The organism is Chitinophaga sp. 01L420, assembly GCF_056399985.1.
In genome coordinates this window covers 1-17244 of the sequence record NZ_JBFTSK010000024.1, presented here as the reverse complement: position 1 = coordinate 17244, position 17244 = coordinate 1, and the positions used below count along the sequence as shown (strand labels likewise).

The window sequence follows — 17244 nt, the reverse complement described above, 5'->3', positions numbered from 1 at the left end:
TTTATTTGGTCAATTTAATATTGGCACCGACGGTAAACACACGGGGCTGCGGATAAAAACCGCCGTCAACACCAGCACTCAGCGGGTCCCATGATCCGATCTCAGGGTCCATTCCTTTATAATTTGTAATGATGAATGCGTTGGAGACATTGAAATAAACCCTCAGATATTTAATGCTCGCTTTGGAAAGTAGCTTTTCAGAGAAAGTGTATCCCAGAGAAATATTTTTACATCTCAGAAAGGAGCCATTCTCCACGAACTTGTCAGAATTCCTGTTATTATCATTGGTATTATCATTTCTAAGCCCGGGTATCCTTGTTTCCGGGTTAGTCACCTTTATATTATCAATATCAGTAGCAACCCCTTTCGGGTCAATCAGGGTTAGTTTCGCATAGTCCGTTAATGACTTGAAATAACCAAAACTGGTGCCCGGGTATTCTCCATTTACCCGAAGCTGATTAAATACTTTATTGCCAATATTTGCTGCGAAAAATATATTCAAATCAATATTTTTATAGGAGAAGGTATTGTTGAAACCAATCTGGTATTTGGGTATGGGGGAACCGAGAAACGTTTGATCATGTTCATCGATAACGCCGTCACCATTAAAATCTTTGAACTTCAGATCACCATACCAGATGCTTCCGCCGGCAGCCCCTACTGGCAGTGGCACACCATTTTTAGTGGGTCGTGCATGGGTCTCCAATTCTTTTTTTGTTGCATACACGCCTCCGTCAATCACATATCCGTAAAACTCACCGATAGATCTGCCTACCACCGTTTTGCTGTACTGCCTGTCCAGGGAAGCACCATCTGTATTGAGCTTAAGTACTTCATTAATATTACGGGAAACGGTTAAATCAGTTTTCCAGCTAAAATTTTTGGTCTTAATACTGGTGGAACTGATTCTAAAATCAAAGCCTTTGTTATTAACCGTACCTACATTGACATACGGAGCTTCCATCGAGCCTGGCGAATAACCAATCGCCGTTCCGGAATACATAGGTAAAGGGATCTGCAGAACAAGACCATCGGTTTTACGATTATAAAAATCTACGGAGAAGTTTATTCTCCAGTTAAAAAGCGTTCCCTCCAGTCCGATGTTTGCATATTTTGTTTTCTCCCATTGTACATATGGGTTTCCTACATTCTGGGTAAGCTGTGCGATGCCCGTCAGCCCGGTAGCCACCGTAGCCAGTGTAGAGGTATAGGCATAGTCCCGGATATTCTGATTATTCGTTAACCCATAACCCAGGCGCAGCTTTAACTCATTAATATCCTTTGCAGTCTTCAGAAATTCTTCATTATTTAATTTCCAGGCAAATGCGCCTGAATAGGTATTCACCCAGCGGTTTTCAGGGGCAAACTTTGAAGAGCCGTCTGCACGGAGATTAACAGTAAACAGGTACTTGTCATTGAGGCCAAAATTAATACGGCCAAAATATGATTCCTGGGCACTTTGTCCTTTACTGCCGCTGTTAGCGGCGGTGGTAGGATCACCACTACTGATTACCTGCACATTATTAGAAGGAAAATTTGACCTGGAGGCGCCGGAACCTTCACTGGTGCTTAGCTGCGCTTCATGCCCCAGTAACACATTTACATTGTACCTATTTTTAAACAGATGTGAATAGGTAAGGAAGTTTCTTAACGTTGTAAATAAACTTTGCGAATAATCATAGGACGCGCTATTAGTATTGTTTTTTACAAGACCAAATGTATAGGAAGGATTAAACCTGTCCTCCGTTGCCATTGAAAAACTTGCTGTTCCTTCATTTCGCAGGGTCAGATCTTTCGTAAAAGCAATTTCTGCATATAAATTACCATAAAGCTGGTTTCTCTTTACCTGATCTTTATTAATAAGGGCGATCGCATATGGGTTCACCGTGCTGTTCACCCATCCGTTCGGGTTATAGGCCCCTCCCCAGCTACCATCCTCATTTTTTACGGCGATATCTGGTGTCTGACTTAATGCGGTATTAATGACATTCGAGCTGGTCGAATTCACACTTTCCTTGATATTAACCAATTGAAGACTGGTACCGATCTTTAACCAATTGGTCGTTTTATTGTCAAGATTCAGTCTTAATGACATCCTGCGGAAGTTGGAGCCAAGCGCAATACCTTCCTGGTTGAAATAAGACCCTGACAGCAGATACTGTGTTCGTACATCCCCCCCATTAATAGTTAACGTATGGTTGGACATCGGCGCATTTCTGAAAAGCTCTTTCTGCCAGTTAGTGCCTTCGCCCAGATACTTTGGATTTACAAATTCCGGCCGGGTATCAAACCCCCACCCTAAACCTGTATTTCTTTCATTTATAAATGTTGCATACTCCCTTAAATTCATCACCGGCAACTTTGCAGGTATCTGCTGGTAGCCGGTATACATGTCGTAGGAAATACTCGGTGGAGCAACCTGTCCCCTCTTGGTGGTGATTACGATTACACCATTTGTTGCCTGTGAACCGTAAATTGCTGTAGCGGATGCATCTTTCAACACATCAATGGACTCCACTTCGGAAGGATTGAGCCCTGCCAACGGATTGACGCCTGCGCCCAATGTAGCTGTACCGCCAATGATAATTCCATCTATTACATACATCGGAGAACCTCCGCCAAAAGAAGACAAACCACGGATCTGTACAGACACCGCTCCACCTGGTTGACCTGATATCTGTTGAACCACTAACCCGGGAACCTTTCCMTGTAAAGCCTGGTCCAGGGTGACTGGCTGTGTTTTACGGATCTCATCACCGGAAACAGAAGATATCGCACCAGTAACGTCCGGCCGCTTTACTTTGCCGTAACCAATTACCACCACATCCTCCAGTTGTGAAATATTCTCTGTCATTTCTATTTCCAGGGAAGCAGTTTTAGCCACCACTTCTTTTTTCTGGTAACCTATCATCGTAATTACCAATACACTTCCACTGGCAGCATCGATCGTAAACCGCCCCTCTCCATTAGTAATAGTAAAGCGGCTGGTGTTTTTTAAGGTAACGGTGGCACCAGGAATCGGGGATTTACTTTTACTGATGATGCTACCACTTATTTTTAATGTTTGTGCAGAGAGGTTTATGCTGGGAAGGAATCCCAAAAGAATACCCAATAGCGGTAGTATTCGCGAGCGAATCATTTTGGTTGACTTCATTTTTTTAATTTTAACTTGTGCAGATGATTATCCTCAACAGGCATTTTTCAGCGAGGATGACATTTCATAACGCTGGAACATTTGTGACAGGAACCAGGCAATCGATAAGTGCTAATTCTTTTTCAATAGAATTCCTTCTCATACATCACTTTTTCAATGTGATCTGTGACGACTTCAAGTTTAACTGTTTGAGGTAAACGACTAAGCAGAGGGACAGTAAAAGTAAACAGGTGGTCAGGATCTGTCATATGAGCAGATGGACTTGCCAGTAAGTCACCAAACGAGACATAAGCCGGCAAGCAAAGTAGCAGCAATTGTAGTTTCATATACGTGGATTGAATATTGTAAAGCTATTGTTATGTTATCTGAATCAGGGGGGCCAATTGATTCAACCATGAGGCCCAAATGTTACAATTCAGTAAATTTCCCCGTCAAAGACTTGACAGGGTGTTAGTTTTCACTCTATCTTTTTTAAGAAACTTCCTGTATCATCTAATTTATTCTACCTAAAGATTCATGATCACCATACCCCTGATTATAAGACTGACTTTCAAAAACCAGGGAAACCGGGCCTCCATGTTGCATTCATCCAACATCCTCTTTTCTCCCTACCCGGCTGTCCTGATAATAATATAGCATGACTGGCCTCCTACCACYCCGTATTTTGTTTTAATACATTATCTGATAATGTGATTTGGGTGTAAGGTATCTGCACCAGCCCCTTTGTTTCTATTACCTTAGATGCTAAAATGGTTTTGGTAGTATTCACACCACCATTTTGAAGTGTCACCGACGCTGCTATAGTGGATGCGGCAACATTCAGGCCCAGCAGGCTAAACAACAGCAATCGCAATTTCATACACGTGGATTAGATGCTGTAAAACTATGGCTATGCCAGCAGAAACCTGGGAGTCAAATGATTCAACCAGGGGGCACAAATGTTACAAACAACTGGATATCACCAATAGTATTTCATTAAAGGCTTTTATTCTTAAGATTAGCCAAATATTCGGAAGGCGTAATTTTGAATTCTTCCTTGAAAATCCTGCGGAATATCTTGGGATCATTAAATCCCACCTGGTATGCAACTTCAGAAACAGACATCCCGCTTTTGTCTAACAACTGAACAGCTCTTTTCAAACGGATCGACCGAATAAAATCCAACGGTGACTTGCCGGTCAGCGATTGTATCTTTCTGTACAGGGTAACCCTGCTCATGTACATCTCTTTGCTGAACTCATCTACTGAAAATTCCGGGTTATCTATTTGTTTTTCAATAATTTCCAATGCCTGTTGAAGGAATTTTTCGTCTACCGGCGTTATGGTCACCTCTCCGGGATTGACTTCAATCTGCTTTTGGAACCGCTTCTGTAATAATCGCTGTTGGGCCAGCAAATTACTGATGCGCGAAGCCAGGATTTCAAAGGTGAAAGGTTTGGTGATGTAATCGTTCACGCCTGCTTTCAAACCCTCCAGCTGTTTTTCTTCACTTCCCATGGCTGTAAGCAGGATAACAGGAATATGAGCAGTAAGTGTTTCGGTTTTAATTTTCCGGGCAAGTTCAACCCCGTCCATTAAGGGCATCATGATATCGCTTACCACAAGGTCAGGATTTAATAGTCTTATTTTCTCCCAGCCTTCCTTTCCGTTTGTGGCTTCTTCAATATGATATTGCCCCTTCAGGTTGTCTTTTAAATAAAAGCGCAGGTCTTCATTGTCTTCTACTATGACTATTGTCTTCTTCTTATCTCCTTTTTTCCTTTCTTCAATCATTATTTGCTCCCCTTCCTCTGAGAATACAGGACTGGCTATAGTCCGGCCAGAAGAAACATATATTTTTTTTGCTGGAAGCAGCACGGTAAAACACGTACCCTTGTCCGGCTCGCTTTTCACAGTAATGATCCCGTTGTGCAATCTTACAAACTCTTTCGCGATGGCCAAACCTAAACCAGTTCCCTGGTTTACCATACTCTCCGGAACATCTGTCTGAAAAAATCGTTCAAATATCTTTTCATGCTGATGGGCCGGAATGCCAATACCTGCATCTTTCACCTCAATAGCCAATGTTCCATCCGCTTCATCATTTGCCGGCTGCTTATACGTTAAGGTAACGCTCACCATCCCATTATCATGAGTATACTTAAAAGCATTGGACAACAGGTTAAATAAAATCTTCTCGATTTTATCCTTATCAAAATAAATTTCGAGGCTATCTACGCTGGACGCGAATGAAAACCGGATCTTCTTTTTTTCTGCTATATCGGTAAAAGAGTAACTGGTTTCCTTACAAAATCTAACAATATCGCCTATAGCAGGATGCAATTTTACTTCCTGCACTTCCATCTTCCTGAAATCGAGCAGCTGGTTTACAAGATTTAATAAGCGTTTTGYATTACGCTGTACAACGCTTAATTGCTTTAACTGTTCTTCATCTGAAGTATCCTTAATGATTTTATCCAGTGGCGCAATAATAAGACTTAACGGTGTGCGGAATTCGTGACTTACGTTGGTAAAGAATTTTGTCTTTAACTGTTCCAGCGCATGTGCCCTTTCAGCTTCCCTGCGCTGTTGCCGGACTTCAAAGCGCATATGTATCCTCTCTAATGTAATACGTCGGATAAGCAAAAACAATCCTGCAGCGACCAATAGGTATATAATATATGCAAAAGGCGTTCTCCAAAATGGGGGTTCAATATGGATTTGCAGTGTTTTTACGTCACTCCACAGGCCAGTCCTGTTCAAAATCCTCACTTTAAAAACATAATGACCAGGATTAAGATTTGTATAGGTGGCTCTCCGCTGATTACCATCGGCGTACAACCAGTCTTCATTAAATCCTTCCAGCATATATGCATATCTGTCATATGCATTATGAGAAAAATCAAGTGCAGCAAAGTCTATAGAAAAAAAGTTTTCTTTATATTTCAGGTCAATACTTTGAAGCTGAGATAAAGAGCGCTTGAGGAGCACCCTGCTATTAACCAGTTCGCCGGGTTCTACATGCTTATTTAATATCTGAAAACCGGTAAAAACAATCTTAGGATGATAAACAGATTTACCGATAGCCGCAGGATTAATAATGTTAAAACCAGAAGGCCCGCCAAAGATCAATTCCCCGGTCTTCGTCTTTAATGCCGCATTATCGTTGAATTCACGGTTTTGCAGGTTGTTTGCTGCATCATAACTGATAACAGAAAAAGCCATCTGTTTATTCTCCTGGCGGGGAATGACGTTACATAACCCATTGGGCGTAGAGATCCAGAGCGTATGGTGATTATCCTCAAGAATATTCAGGATCATATTATCGGGAAGACCGTTGGATATGGTAAATGCCTGAAACTCCTTTTTTTGTTCATCAAACAAATTCAAACCCTCTCTGGTGCCTACCCAAATCCGTCCCTTACTGTCTTCCAAAAGACTGATAACAGCATTATCGCTTAAACTGTTCTTTTTATTTGTATCCTGATAAACAACAGCATCAGTGCTATTCTTTCCAATAACCGCAATACCGAAGGCTGTGCCAATCCATAAATTTCCTTTCCTGTCCTGCATGATCGCAGAAATATAGTCAGATGGTATAACTCCCTGTCCACTTTTATAATGATTAAACTGGTTTGTCTTTCTGTCCAATCGATCCAGGCCGCCCCCCAAAGTGCCGACCCATAAATTACGATCCCCGTCTTCAAATATTTCCCATACCTTATCATCTGTTAAACTACCGGAATCACGATCGTTATGCCGGTATCGGGTGAACTTTCTGCCATCGAAACGATTGAGGCCACCCAGGTATGTTCCAATCCAAAGAACATCCTCCTGATCCAGCCACAAGCTCACAATCACATTGTTGCTTAGGCTGTTTTCATTTTTTGGATCATACAGGTATTGTTTGAAAGTATTATTCTTTCTATCAAAATAGATTAATCCTCCACCATTGGTGCCAATCCAGATATTACCGGCTTTGTCTTCAATAAAACGGTTTACATCATCGAACTGCAGGCTTTTCCCATTTAATTCCTGGTGATGGTAATAGGAGAATTGAACGATGTTACTGTTATAATAATTCACGCCCTGCTTGTAAGTTCCCAGCCATATAATTCCCTGGTCATCTCTATAGATCGTGGTGATGCTATTCTGGCTGATGCTCTTGGGATCATTGGGATTGTTCAGCAGATAGCTGGTGCTGAGCCTGTTCTTTTTATCGATCAGCGTTACTCCTCCATGATCGGTTCCTATCCATATCAAGCCATTACTATCCTGAACCACCTGGCTTACCAGTACTGAACTCAATCTCGTTGGAAAAGAATTCTTATCAAACTGTTTGATGGTATTATCCTTCGGGTGAAAAAGAAAAATGCCGAAGTTGTAACTCCAGAGCCAGATATCACTATCGCTGTCTATAAAAAGATGGTAGGGGTTATTACCTTTATTCTGTTTCTGTAAAGCAGTAGTGGAAAAAATAATTTTGTCCAGCGTGACGTCATACTCCTGCAAAATACCGGATTGGTATACCAGCCACAACTTTCCATCCGCGGTTTCATTTATGGAAGTAATCTTTTCAGAAGGCTGGCCTGCTTTCTGTTTAAATGGTTTTACAATTTTATCATCAGTTGAATACAAAAATAAGCCCTTATCATCATACAGGAACCAGTATCTGTTACTGCTGCCCTTTACAATATTGGAAACAGCACCAGACGGCAAACCGATGGAATGCAAATAGCTATCACTGTTGGCATTAAATTTCTCCGTATCCGGATTATAAATACAGGGGCCACCCACTGTTGATACCCATATTTTTTTATCCGGTAGCTCATAAAGTGACAAGATATTATTGTCTTTCAGCGACGAGCTGTCATTATGATCTTTACGAAATATTCTACAGGAATATCCGTCATAGCGATTAAGTCCATATGTAGTACCAAACCATAAAAAGCCATCCCGGTCTTTTATCACGGCATTTACCTGGTTATGTGACAGACCGGTATACGTATTGATCTTGGAAAAATTATAATGCTCGCTTTGTGCTAAAACATAGAAAGATTGTAAAAGCCCCAAAAAACAAAAAAGGTAACGCATTGCATCAAGTTTAACAGGTAAAAGTCAGCGTTATTCAGACAAATCCATCGAAGACGCCTTTTACCTGTTCCAGGTTAGCCCGGTGTCCAACACCGTAAAAAAGTTTCCCAGTCCGCTGGTACCAAATACAATCTTTGGAAAAGTCATCTCTCTTTTCTTTGACCTTTTAACTTTAATATTTATGCAGGCAGCACTTTTAATACAAAGGCATCTTCATGAGGTTTGTTTTCCGGCAGCTTCACCACCAACCCGTTATCACCACGTTCAACATGCAGCGATTTGCTTCCCCCGAGTAATTCCACCTGCCTTATTTTCCCAGGATAGTGTTGACTGTTACCCGACAATGATTTTATGTTGACGGCTCCATTAACAGGCCAGCCCATCACGATACAGTACAACGCATCTCCTTTCATCGTAAAACGTATATCGGCTGCTCCCATTGGTTTGCCTTTGCCTTCGTTGAATCCCTGTGCACTCAGTGGTGCCGCAGATTCAATGGCAGGGCCCTCGCCAAATATTTTCCAGGGGCGCGTATCATAGATCGCTTCACTATTGATGCCCATCCACGCAGTAATGCCGGCTATTACTTTTCTTTCCTCACTATCAATCGTGCCATCTCCTCTTACCGGAATACTCAGGAGGAAGTTCCCATTTTTACTGACCACATCTGCCAGTGTGTGAATCACTGTTTTAGCCGTTTTATAGCGGCGGTTATCGTAAATGGAACGGTCGTAATGCCAGCTGCCGATACAGGTATCGGTTTGCCATACAAAAGGTTCTATCTGGTTGCTCTGTCCCCGTTCTATATCCCACACCATACATTTACGCTGTTCTYCATCCAGGATCTTTCCATTCAGTACTGCCTGTAATTTCCCGTGTTTTTGGATGCTGCTGTTGTACAAATGCGCAGCTATCCTCAGACCGGCATCACTTACAGGCCACAAAGGAAGTGCAGTATCGTCGAAATAAATAAGATCAGGTGAATACTTATTAATCAGGTCAATCGTGCGGTTATAGAACTGTTCAAAGTAGGCTTTATCCGGGATGGTGCATCCCTGGGCAGCATCCCAGTTCCATATTTTGTGAATCATACCGCTATTTTCAGCATTTTTGCTGAGCGCATGGTTTTGCGCATACAGTCCCTGTGGGTCGAGCCCTTCCCACCAGGTACCTTTGCCATCAGCCTTTGTTAGCTTGCCATCATAAGGCACGCCGGCCAGCGGGCCGTTCTTATCTGAGCGCTGGGCTGTTTCATAAAAAGTCCAGGCATGGGCCGCGTGAACGCTTACCCCAAAGTGAAGCCCCTGTTTACGTGCCGCTTTCTCCCATCCGCCGATGATATCTTTCTGCGGCCCCAACTTTGTGGAGTTCCAGGGCTGGTATTTACTGTTGTAATTATCAAAATTATCATGGTGATTAGCCAGCGCCACGAAATATTGTGCGCCGGCATTTTTATATAATTCCATTAGCTCGTCCGGGTTCCAGTTCTCCGCTTTCCATTCCCGGATCACGTCTTTGAACCCCGCCTTAGAAGGATGACCGTATTCTTTCACATGCGAGTTGTACTGCCAGCCACCTTCTTCATACATCCCCCGTGCGTACCAGTCGCCATGCTCAGGCTGGCACTGCGGGCCCCAGTGTGCCCATATGCCAAACTTGGCATTACGGTACCAATCCGGCACCGTATACTGTTTGAGCGATTCCCACGATGCTTTAAACGGGCCTTTGGCAACTGGCTCTCCAGATGCCGCTATTCCAGCCAAACTATTGCCCATAGCCTTGGATATCCAGAGCGCGGGCAATACTCCTGCTAATCCTTTTATGATGGTTCTGCGTTCCATAAGTATGAAATTTATCAGGACGATGAATAATTTTTATTACTGTCAAATAGACACTTATATAAAATAGCATCAGAAAATAATGATCAGCAGGCCGACCTACAATAACGTGGCAAAAAATTAATTGGCTAATCTTCTATTACCTCCCCTGAAGTTTAACAAATATAAAAACTTGAAATCGATTTCAAAATTTAATTTTAAAAGGAGATAAATAAGTGCAAATAATTCATATTTTGCCTGTAAATATGGACAAAACACAATTTGATCGTTAATTTGAAATCGTTTTCATAATTATCTTAAATTGAAATCCAGGCGAAAAGTAATTCCGGTTAAAATTCCATCCAGATAATGACGAAGAATAAAAGGCTCACGATTTACGACCTGGCAAATGCACTCGGTATTTCTGCTTCTTACGTTTCCAGGGCACTCAATGATCATCCAACTATCAGCGATAAAATAAAAATGATGGTGAAGATGAAAGCACAGGAATTGAACTACCGTCATAATTCGAATGCAGCCAATTTAAGAAAAGGATCTTCACGTACAATTGGTGTGGTGGTTCCCAAAATAAATGAAAACTTCTTTTCAAATGCTATTGCAGGTATAGAAGAGAGTTGTTTCGAGCACAAACACCATCTTATTATCTGTCAGTCAGAAGAGCTATTTGAAAAAGAGGTGCTGGCGGTTGAAAAACTGATACAGCTGAACGTAGACTGTATTATTATCTCCCTGTCTTCACAAACCCTGACTTTTAATCATCTGGAAGAAATCAGGGACAATAATATTGAACTGATACAATTTGATAGAACAACAGATAAAATAGCAAGCCACCAGATTATCAACAATAATGAGGAAACTGCCTTCAAAGTGGTAAGTCACCTGCTGGACCAGGGGTATTCCAGGATAGCCTATATCGGTGGCCCCGAACATCTGAGCATTTACAGGGAAAGAAAATCAGGCTACCTGAAAGCATTAAAGAAAGCAGGCATTTCCATTCCCTACCACTTTGTAACAGATAATGCGCTGTCAAAAGAAAATGGAATAGCTATAGCTAATGAACTATTGCGGCTGAAGGACCCACCGGATGCCATTTTTACCGCAACGGACTATGTGGCTTTAGGTGTACTGCAGGCTGCTGCCGTTCTTCATATAAAAGTACCCGAGGCACTCGGTGTATTTGGTTTTGCCAATGAAATGTTTGCTGAAATGGTTTCCCCCGGCCTTTCCTCTGTTGAACAATTTACCCACACGATGGGGAAACAGGCCGCCAACTATTATTTTGAACAGCTGGAGGCAAATGCCACAACACCTGCCGCTAAAGAAATGATCAATTGTGAGCTGACTATTCGCCAGTCATCTCTACGGAAAATGAGCTAACCTTTTTTATTAATACTTTCCCTTTTTTAATGCCTTCCTGGCAAAAAGAATAGCCCCTGGCAAAAATGCCGGGGGCTTATTTAAATAGGCATAGGAACATCTAAAGTTGGCGGTTAGAACATCCGCTTCTTACATTAATAAGAGGTTGTTACCACTTCAGCGGAATCGACTTCTTAACAGTTTATCTGAAAAGGATACGGTGGTATCTGCACATGGCTATTAATACCTAACCATTAGTACCAGTATAGCTGGACAAAAAAAGGTTAAATAGATTAACTAAGCGGGATGGCATATGCTTTCCTCCTCCTTATGCATTTGCACAAAGGTTTTTGCGCGCATAAGTATGCCCGGCCCAACGAATAATCGGGATATCACCGCACGGATTGCCATGATTATCAAAGAAAAGAGCATACTCAATACAGAATGAATAAAAAAGCTCAAATGACTATCCTTTTGGAACCGGTCAATTTTGATGATTGCAACTAAAAACTGAGCTAATTAGAACATAATTTTGACACAGAAAGTAAATGTAACTCCGTGTAAAAATAATATCTTTATAGTATGAAACATATTAAAGTGCCTACAGAACTGACTAAGGCTCCTTATAATCAAAGAGACCTCAAGCTGAATGGTTTTTCAGTAGTAGAATCGTGTACACACACGGTTAACAATAGAGGTTCCATGTACCTTGAAGAGCATATGCTTTTGTTTGTTAAGCAAGGAATCAATGTTCTTAAAGATGGAAGGACTGAATTTGTTGTAAGCAACCAGTGCGTACAGAAATTCCTGTGATTATGGAAAACAACTATACCAACCCAGTATCTTTAGCCGAACTTGCATATTTGTCAGGAAGAAGTTTAGCAAGTTTCAAACGTGATTTTCAGTCAATCTATAATGTTGCTCCTTCTGAATGGATTCGTAATAAGCGATTAGCTAAGGCGAAAGAAATGTTGGAAAATACTTCAATGGCTGTTAGTGATGTTTGCTATACACTTGGCTTTGAAAATCCAGCCCATTTTTCAAGAATATTCAAAGAACATTTTGGTTATTCACCCTCTAATTTGAGGCAACCAGTATAAAATATTTCCTCTACACAATGAGCTATACAGTTAAAATGTATGAGCTGTATGGAAACTCTTAAATAAGATGATAGTACAATCTTTGTGCTATCTTTTTTATTTAAATAACATTATAAAATGAGCAAGCAAAATGTATGGTTAGTGATCTGGATTGGTTAGATACTCTCTTCGCCAGCGGTATAATAAAGCTGAACGTATGTCCAATTCTTTTGCCAGAACTCCCCAATCGCTACGCTTGTTGCTTAGTTCAACGCTCATCAGCTTGAACTGCTTGTCGTATGCTTTTCTTCCTCTTGACATGATGTTAAGGTATTGTTTTTATCTTAACTTCCTGTCCACTCAAATGTAGCAACTTCAGTGTATAGAAAATTTATTAAAAGCCCATTAAGGATTCACAAGCCTCAATATTTAGCTGTCATAATATGGATAGCAACCTGCCAATCTAACAACAAGTTTTCGTTCATTTTATAATGAGCTATATAGTCAAAATAGTTGAGCTGTATAGAAAGGTGTAAAAGCAAGAATAGTATAACCTTTGTATCATCGTTTAATTTAAAGCTTTTATAAAATGAACAAGCAAAAAGTATGGTTAATTACCGGCGCATCCCGTGGGTTCGGGTTGGAAATTGTTAAAGCCGCTCTCATAGCAGGTGACAAAGTAGTAGCAACAGTACGTAGCAATCCGGAGAACTTACAGGCTCAATTCAACAATGAAAATCTCTTTGTTGCTATTCTGGATGTTACAAATGAACAACAAGGAAAGGACATTGCTGCCCAGGCTATTGAAAAATTTGGGCATATAGATGTCTTGGTCAATAATGCCGGATTTGGTTTATTAAGTGCGGTAGAAGAAGCAAGCGATGCCGAGGTGAAGGCCAATTATGAGGCCAATGTTTTCGGATTGCTGAATGTTACCCGTGCCGTATTGCCTTATATGCGCAAAGAGCGGAGTGRTCATGTTATTAATATTTCTTCTGTAGGGGGATTGACCGGGATTATCGGATGGGGGCTATATGGCTCTACTAAGTTTGCAGTGGAAGGTATCACCGAAGCGATGGCTGCTGAACTTGCTCCGCTTAATATCTACGTAACGGCAGTAGAACCAGGCTTTTTCCGCACGGATTTTCTTGATCAATCTTCGCTTACAAGAGCAAACAATGTTATTGAAGACTATGGTGTAACTGTTGGCGATATGCGTAGTTATGCTACACAGGTCAACCAAAAGCAGCCAGGTAGTGCTGCAAAGCTTGCTCAGGCAATCCTTAAAATCGCCGACGCAGAAAAGCCACCTGTACACCTTCCATTAGGAAAAGATACGCTCCAACTCTTTAAGGAAAAGATGGACAGGTTTAATGCTGATATCGACGCTTGGCACGAAGTCATCACAGGAACAGACCATGATGATGTTGTCGCTCAATAAAAGCATTTCCGCAGAAATTGTCTTTAATAGTTGTTTCCGATATTGAGCTGATCAATATACAAGATATACACAAAGCATACGACCGTATGGTAAAAGGCGATGTACGCTATCGGTTTGTGATAGATATGTCCACTCTTTAAGAGCGTCATCATTATTACAATAATTCACAAAATATAAGAAAATGAAACGGATTAATTATCTAAGTAAGATCACACGCATTGTATTTGCGTTCATGTCAATTGTTAGTGTCGCCTCAGCTCAAAATAAGAGCGAAGAAAGGGTAACAATGCTTGTTACTTTTAATGTTAACGCTGACCAGAGGGAAGCTTTTAAAAATGCGCTTATTGCTGATAGAAAAGGTGCTTCAAATGAAAAAGGAAATATATCAATGGAGCTATATGAGCACAAGGATAAACCAAACACCTTTTATTTATTTGAAAGATGGGTTAACAAAAAATCTTTGGATGAGCATTTTACAAAGAAGTATACTAAAGATGTGTTGGAATTGAACAAGACAGCCTTAACAACACCAATGGAAATACTTTATCTCAATGATATTTCGCCATTGCCAAAAAACGAAATAAAGAATCCTCTTTCAACAGATGCACCAGTTGACCTCGTTGTTATTTTCAAGGTAAAAGATGGGATGCAGAACACTTTTATCAAGCAATTCGAAAAGTCAATTGTAAACAGTAGGCCCGAATCAGGGAACGTTGAATTTTTCTTTCACACCGTACCCGGCGATAACACAAAGTTTGTGTTGTATGAAAGATGGAGAAGCCAAGCCGCACTTGATTTCCATTTTGCACAGCCTTACACTAAGGAATTATTTGAAATGTTCAAAGCTACGCTTGAAAAACCAGTCGAAGAGTATTTGAATTTCATAACTGAAATTGGCTACTCTAAAAGGGCTGATAAATAGTACAAGCGCAGTAGAACAGCTTGCTTTATTAGAGAGCTGGAACGCTCAAATGCGAACCAGCTCTCTTACTTTAATCTGTCAGCTCGAGATGCCGGTCAGGTATTGCAGGGGTATTGTGACAAGGATATTCTTCCGGAGCATGCTCATTCTCACCAGCATTTTTTGCTCTCCCCCCACTTCCACTATTTCACCTGCAAGCCCACAGAGTACACCATCGTTGATCATCACCCGCTTACCGGGAAGGAAATAGTCGTCTGAGATTTCAATATCTGTATCATTCATCTCTCTGGTGATGAGACGAATATTGTGGATAACATTCTCATTTACTTTCGCAACATCTTTCCCTGCCTTCACATAAGACAATACACCTTTAAGTGTCAATATTCTGTAATAGGTTTCCAAATCCTTCAGGTAGACAAATACATAAGAGGGGAAAAGTGGTGTATCAACATATTTCTTTTTGCCTTTCCATATACGTAAAATTCTGGTGGTGGGTAAAACATATGCAATGTTGGAATCAGATATCCGGGCTGCAACTTTTTTTTCATGTCGTGGTCTCGTGTATATCACGTACCATCCAGTGATGTGAGCGCTCATTTTTAAGATTTTCTAAGCATGGAAGTAAAAAATCATCCTCGCCAATGACGGAAAGACCCATTTATGGGCATGACATAGTTCCATTCTACCAATCAGTTGCTGAATTTTTGAATACCAATGTTAGTAGGTGTATAGGCAGAGGTTATAGAGATGATGATTGGTTTCTGTTGGTAATTATTCAATATTAACAATATCATCCCATAAAAAAAACAGCACCGTATAAAAAATGATGCTGTTTTTTTTTGCTATTACTACTATTCCTGCTAAACCTGAAGTTGATCCAATTGTTCTTTCAGATATGCCGCCAGCACCACTACATTTTCCTGCTCAAGCATGGAACCGTGATGTCCTGGTACAATGGTTCCTGTTACTGTTTCTGCATATCCTGACCATCCAAGGTATTCGTCTTCTCCATCCCATTGGTTAGCCTCCGCTTTAACTACGATCAGTGGCGTACTTACTTTTCCTGTTATCGTATAATCCATCGACAAGTTATTCCTGTGTACCTCTGTTAACCGCAATACAAATTCTATATAGTCATTACTCATTTTGTCTTTTATGAAATCCAGTACAAAAGGAATCACCTCTTTTGCCGGTACGGTTTCCAACGCTTTGCCAAGCGCAGCCACCCATGCAGGATGAGGTGCGGAAATAATATTGTATTGTTCAAATATCCATACCAGCGATTCAAATACCTCTCCTCCTATCAGTTCCTGTTGTTGCACTTTGCGTTTTAGTATTACAGTGGAATCAAGTATAGCTGCAAATGCTACTTTATCCCCACTGTTCTCCAACTGCTTCGCCATTTCATGTACGATATATCCTCCAAAAGAGTGTCCCATAAAACGATAAGGTCCAACTGGCTGCACTTGTTTAATCCAGGCAATATTCTGTGCAGCGATGCTCGCAAAATTATCGAACGGTTGCTCCCCTTCAAATATTCCCTGCATGTATAGTCCATATACCGCACAGGTGTCATTCAACGCTGCCGACAACTGCTCGTAAGCATCGCAAAGTCCGATGGCGCCAGGCAACAAGAATACGGGGAGTGTTTTCGGTCCCTTATTCAGCAATACAATATGTCGACTGGTCGATGGATCTATCACCAGGGCATGCCCATTGCTCCGCTCCCATTTTCTGCGCTCATCCAGTACAGCAGCCAGTGAAGCTACCGTAGGGAACTCAAATATTTCCCGGTTGGAGACTTCTGCCTGCAACATTTCCCTGATCGTCCAAACTACGCGCACTACCAACAAAGAATGTCCGCCAAGCTCAAAGAAATTATCGTATATGCCTACCCGTGCTACTCCCAGTAACTGCTGCCAGATGCCGGCCAGTTGCTGCTCTGTGTTATTACGCGGCGCAACATAGGCTTCCACCTGTAATAATGTAGTATCCGGTGCAGGCAAAGCGCGTTTATCCACTTTTCCGTTTGCCGTAAGCGGTAACTGCTCCAACGCTATCAGCAGCGATGGTACCATGTACTCCGGCAACCGGGTATTCAGATATTGGATGATCCCCTCCCGGTCGAATGAACCGGCAGGCACCACGTAAGCAATCAGTCTGCTGTAACTGCCGCGTTCATCTTTACCGGCAATCACCACGTTTTGCTGTACCTCTTCGCATGATTGTAGTATACTCTCTATTTCGCCCAACTCTATCCGGTGCCCACGTATTTTCACCTGGTCATCCGTACGACCCATGTAAGCGATATTGCCATCCGGCAACCATCTGCCCATATCACCGGTACGGTATAAACGGATGCTGGTTTGATCATCGAATGT

Annotated in this window: 12 protein-coding genes; 4 read left to right on the top strand and 8 right to left on the bottom strand. The window is 41.5% G+C overall.

Annotated elements, in window-relative coordinates; all coding sequences use genetic code 11:
- Position 1: 1 nt before the first annotated feature.
- From AC1DP6_RS21440 to AC1DP6_RS21420, 5 genes are all read right to left on the bottom strand, one after another.
- On the bottom strand, positions 2–3154 hold the full coding sequence (locus tag AC1DP6_RS21440; protein ID WP_477056636.1) for a SusC/RagA family TonB-linked outer membrane protein: 3153 nt from the start codon (positions 3152–3154) through the stop codon (positions 2–4).
- Between the two features lie 122 nt (positions 3155–3276).
- Positions 3277–3480 carry a hypothetical protein gene (locus AC1DP6_RS21435; protein WP_477056635.1) on the bottom strand — a complete coding sequence of 68 codons (204 nt, stop codon included), beginning with the start codon at positions 3478–3480 and terminating at the stop codon, positions 3277–3279.
- A gap of 323 nt (positions 3481–3803) precedes the next feature.
- Positions 3804–4013, bottom strand: a complete 210-nt coding sequence (locus tag AC1DP6_RS21430; protein WP_477056634.1) for a hypothetical protein — start codon at positions 4011–4013, stop codon at positions 3804–3806.
- Between the two features lie 116 nt (positions 4014–4129).
- On the bottom strand, positions 4130–8227 hold the full coding sequence (locus AC1DP6_RS21425) for a hybrid sensor histidine kinase/response regulator transcription factor (protein ID WP_477056633.1): 4098 nt from the start codon (positions 8225–8227) through the stop codon (positions 4130–4132).
- A gap of 179 nt (positions 8228–8406) precedes the next feature.
- Positions 8407–10068, bottom strand: coding sequence for an alpha-L-fucosidase (locus AC1DP6_RS21420; protein ID WP_477056632.1), 1662 nt, complete (start codon positions 10066–10068; stop codon positions 8407–8409).
- Between the two features lie 345 nt (positions 10069–10413).
- Between AC1DP6_RS21420 and AC1DP6_RS21415 the strand changes: the two genes are divergently transcribed.
- Positions 10414–11442 carry a LacI family DNA-binding transcriptional regulator gene (locus AC1DP6_RS21415; protein WP_477056631.1) on the top strand — a complete coding sequence of 343 codons (1029 nt, stop codon included), beginning with the start codon at positions 10414–10416 and terminating at the stop codon, positions 11440–11442.
- A 794-nt stretch (positions 11443–12236) separates the two neighbouring features.
- Positions 12237–12521 carry a helix-turn-helix domain-containing protein gene (locus tag AC1DP6_RS21410; protein ID WP_477056630.1) on the top strand — a complete coding sequence of 95 codons (285 nt, stop codon included), beginning with the start codon at positions 12237–12239 and terminating at the stop codon, positions 12519–12521.
- A 138-nt stretch (positions 12522–12659) separates the two neighbouring features.
- Here AC1DP6_RS21410 and AC1DP6_RS21405 read toward each other — a convergent pair whose 3' ends face one another.
- The gene (locus tag AC1DP6_RS21405) at positions 12660–12821 is read right to left on the bottom strand and encodes a transposase (RefSeq protein WP_477056629.1); all 162 of its coding nucleotides are present in this window, start codon (positions 12819–12821) and stop codon (positions 12660–12662) included.
- A gap of 268 nt (positions 12822–13089) precedes the next feature.
- Here AC1DP6_RS21405 and AC1DP6_RS21400 point away from each other — a divergent pair, with 268 nt between their 5' ends.
- Together AC1DP6_RS21400 and AC1DP6_RS21395 are read left to right on the top strand one after the other, a co-directional pair.
- Positions 13090–13941 carry an oxidoreductase gene (locus AC1DP6_RS21400; RefSeq protein ID WP_477056628.1) on the top strand — a complete coding sequence of 284 codons (852 nt, stop codon included), beginning with the start codon at positions 13090–13092 and terminating at the stop codon, positions 13939–13941.
- 181 nt (positions 13942–14122) lie between these two features.
- Positions 14123–14863, top strand: a complete 741-nt coding sequence (locus AC1DP6_RS21395) for a putative quinol monooxygenase (protein ID WP_477056627.1) — start codon at positions 14123–14125, stop codon at positions 14861–14863.
- A gap of 78 nt (positions 14864–14941) precedes the next feature.
- Here the strand turns inward: AC1DP6_RS21395 and nusG are convergent, their stop codons facing one another.
- Positions 14942–15460, bottom strand: coding sequence for a transcription termination/antitermination protein NusG (gene nusG, locus AC1DP6_RS21390; protein ID WP_477056626.1), 519 nt, complete (start codon positions 15458–15460; stop codon positions 14942–14944).
- A 263-nt stretch (positions 15461–15723) separates the two neighbouring features.
- Positions 15724–17244: thioesterase domain-containing protein (locus tag AC1DP6_RS21385; RefSeq protein ID WP_477056625.1), on the bottom strand; the 1521-nt coding region annotated here is incomplete at its 5' end.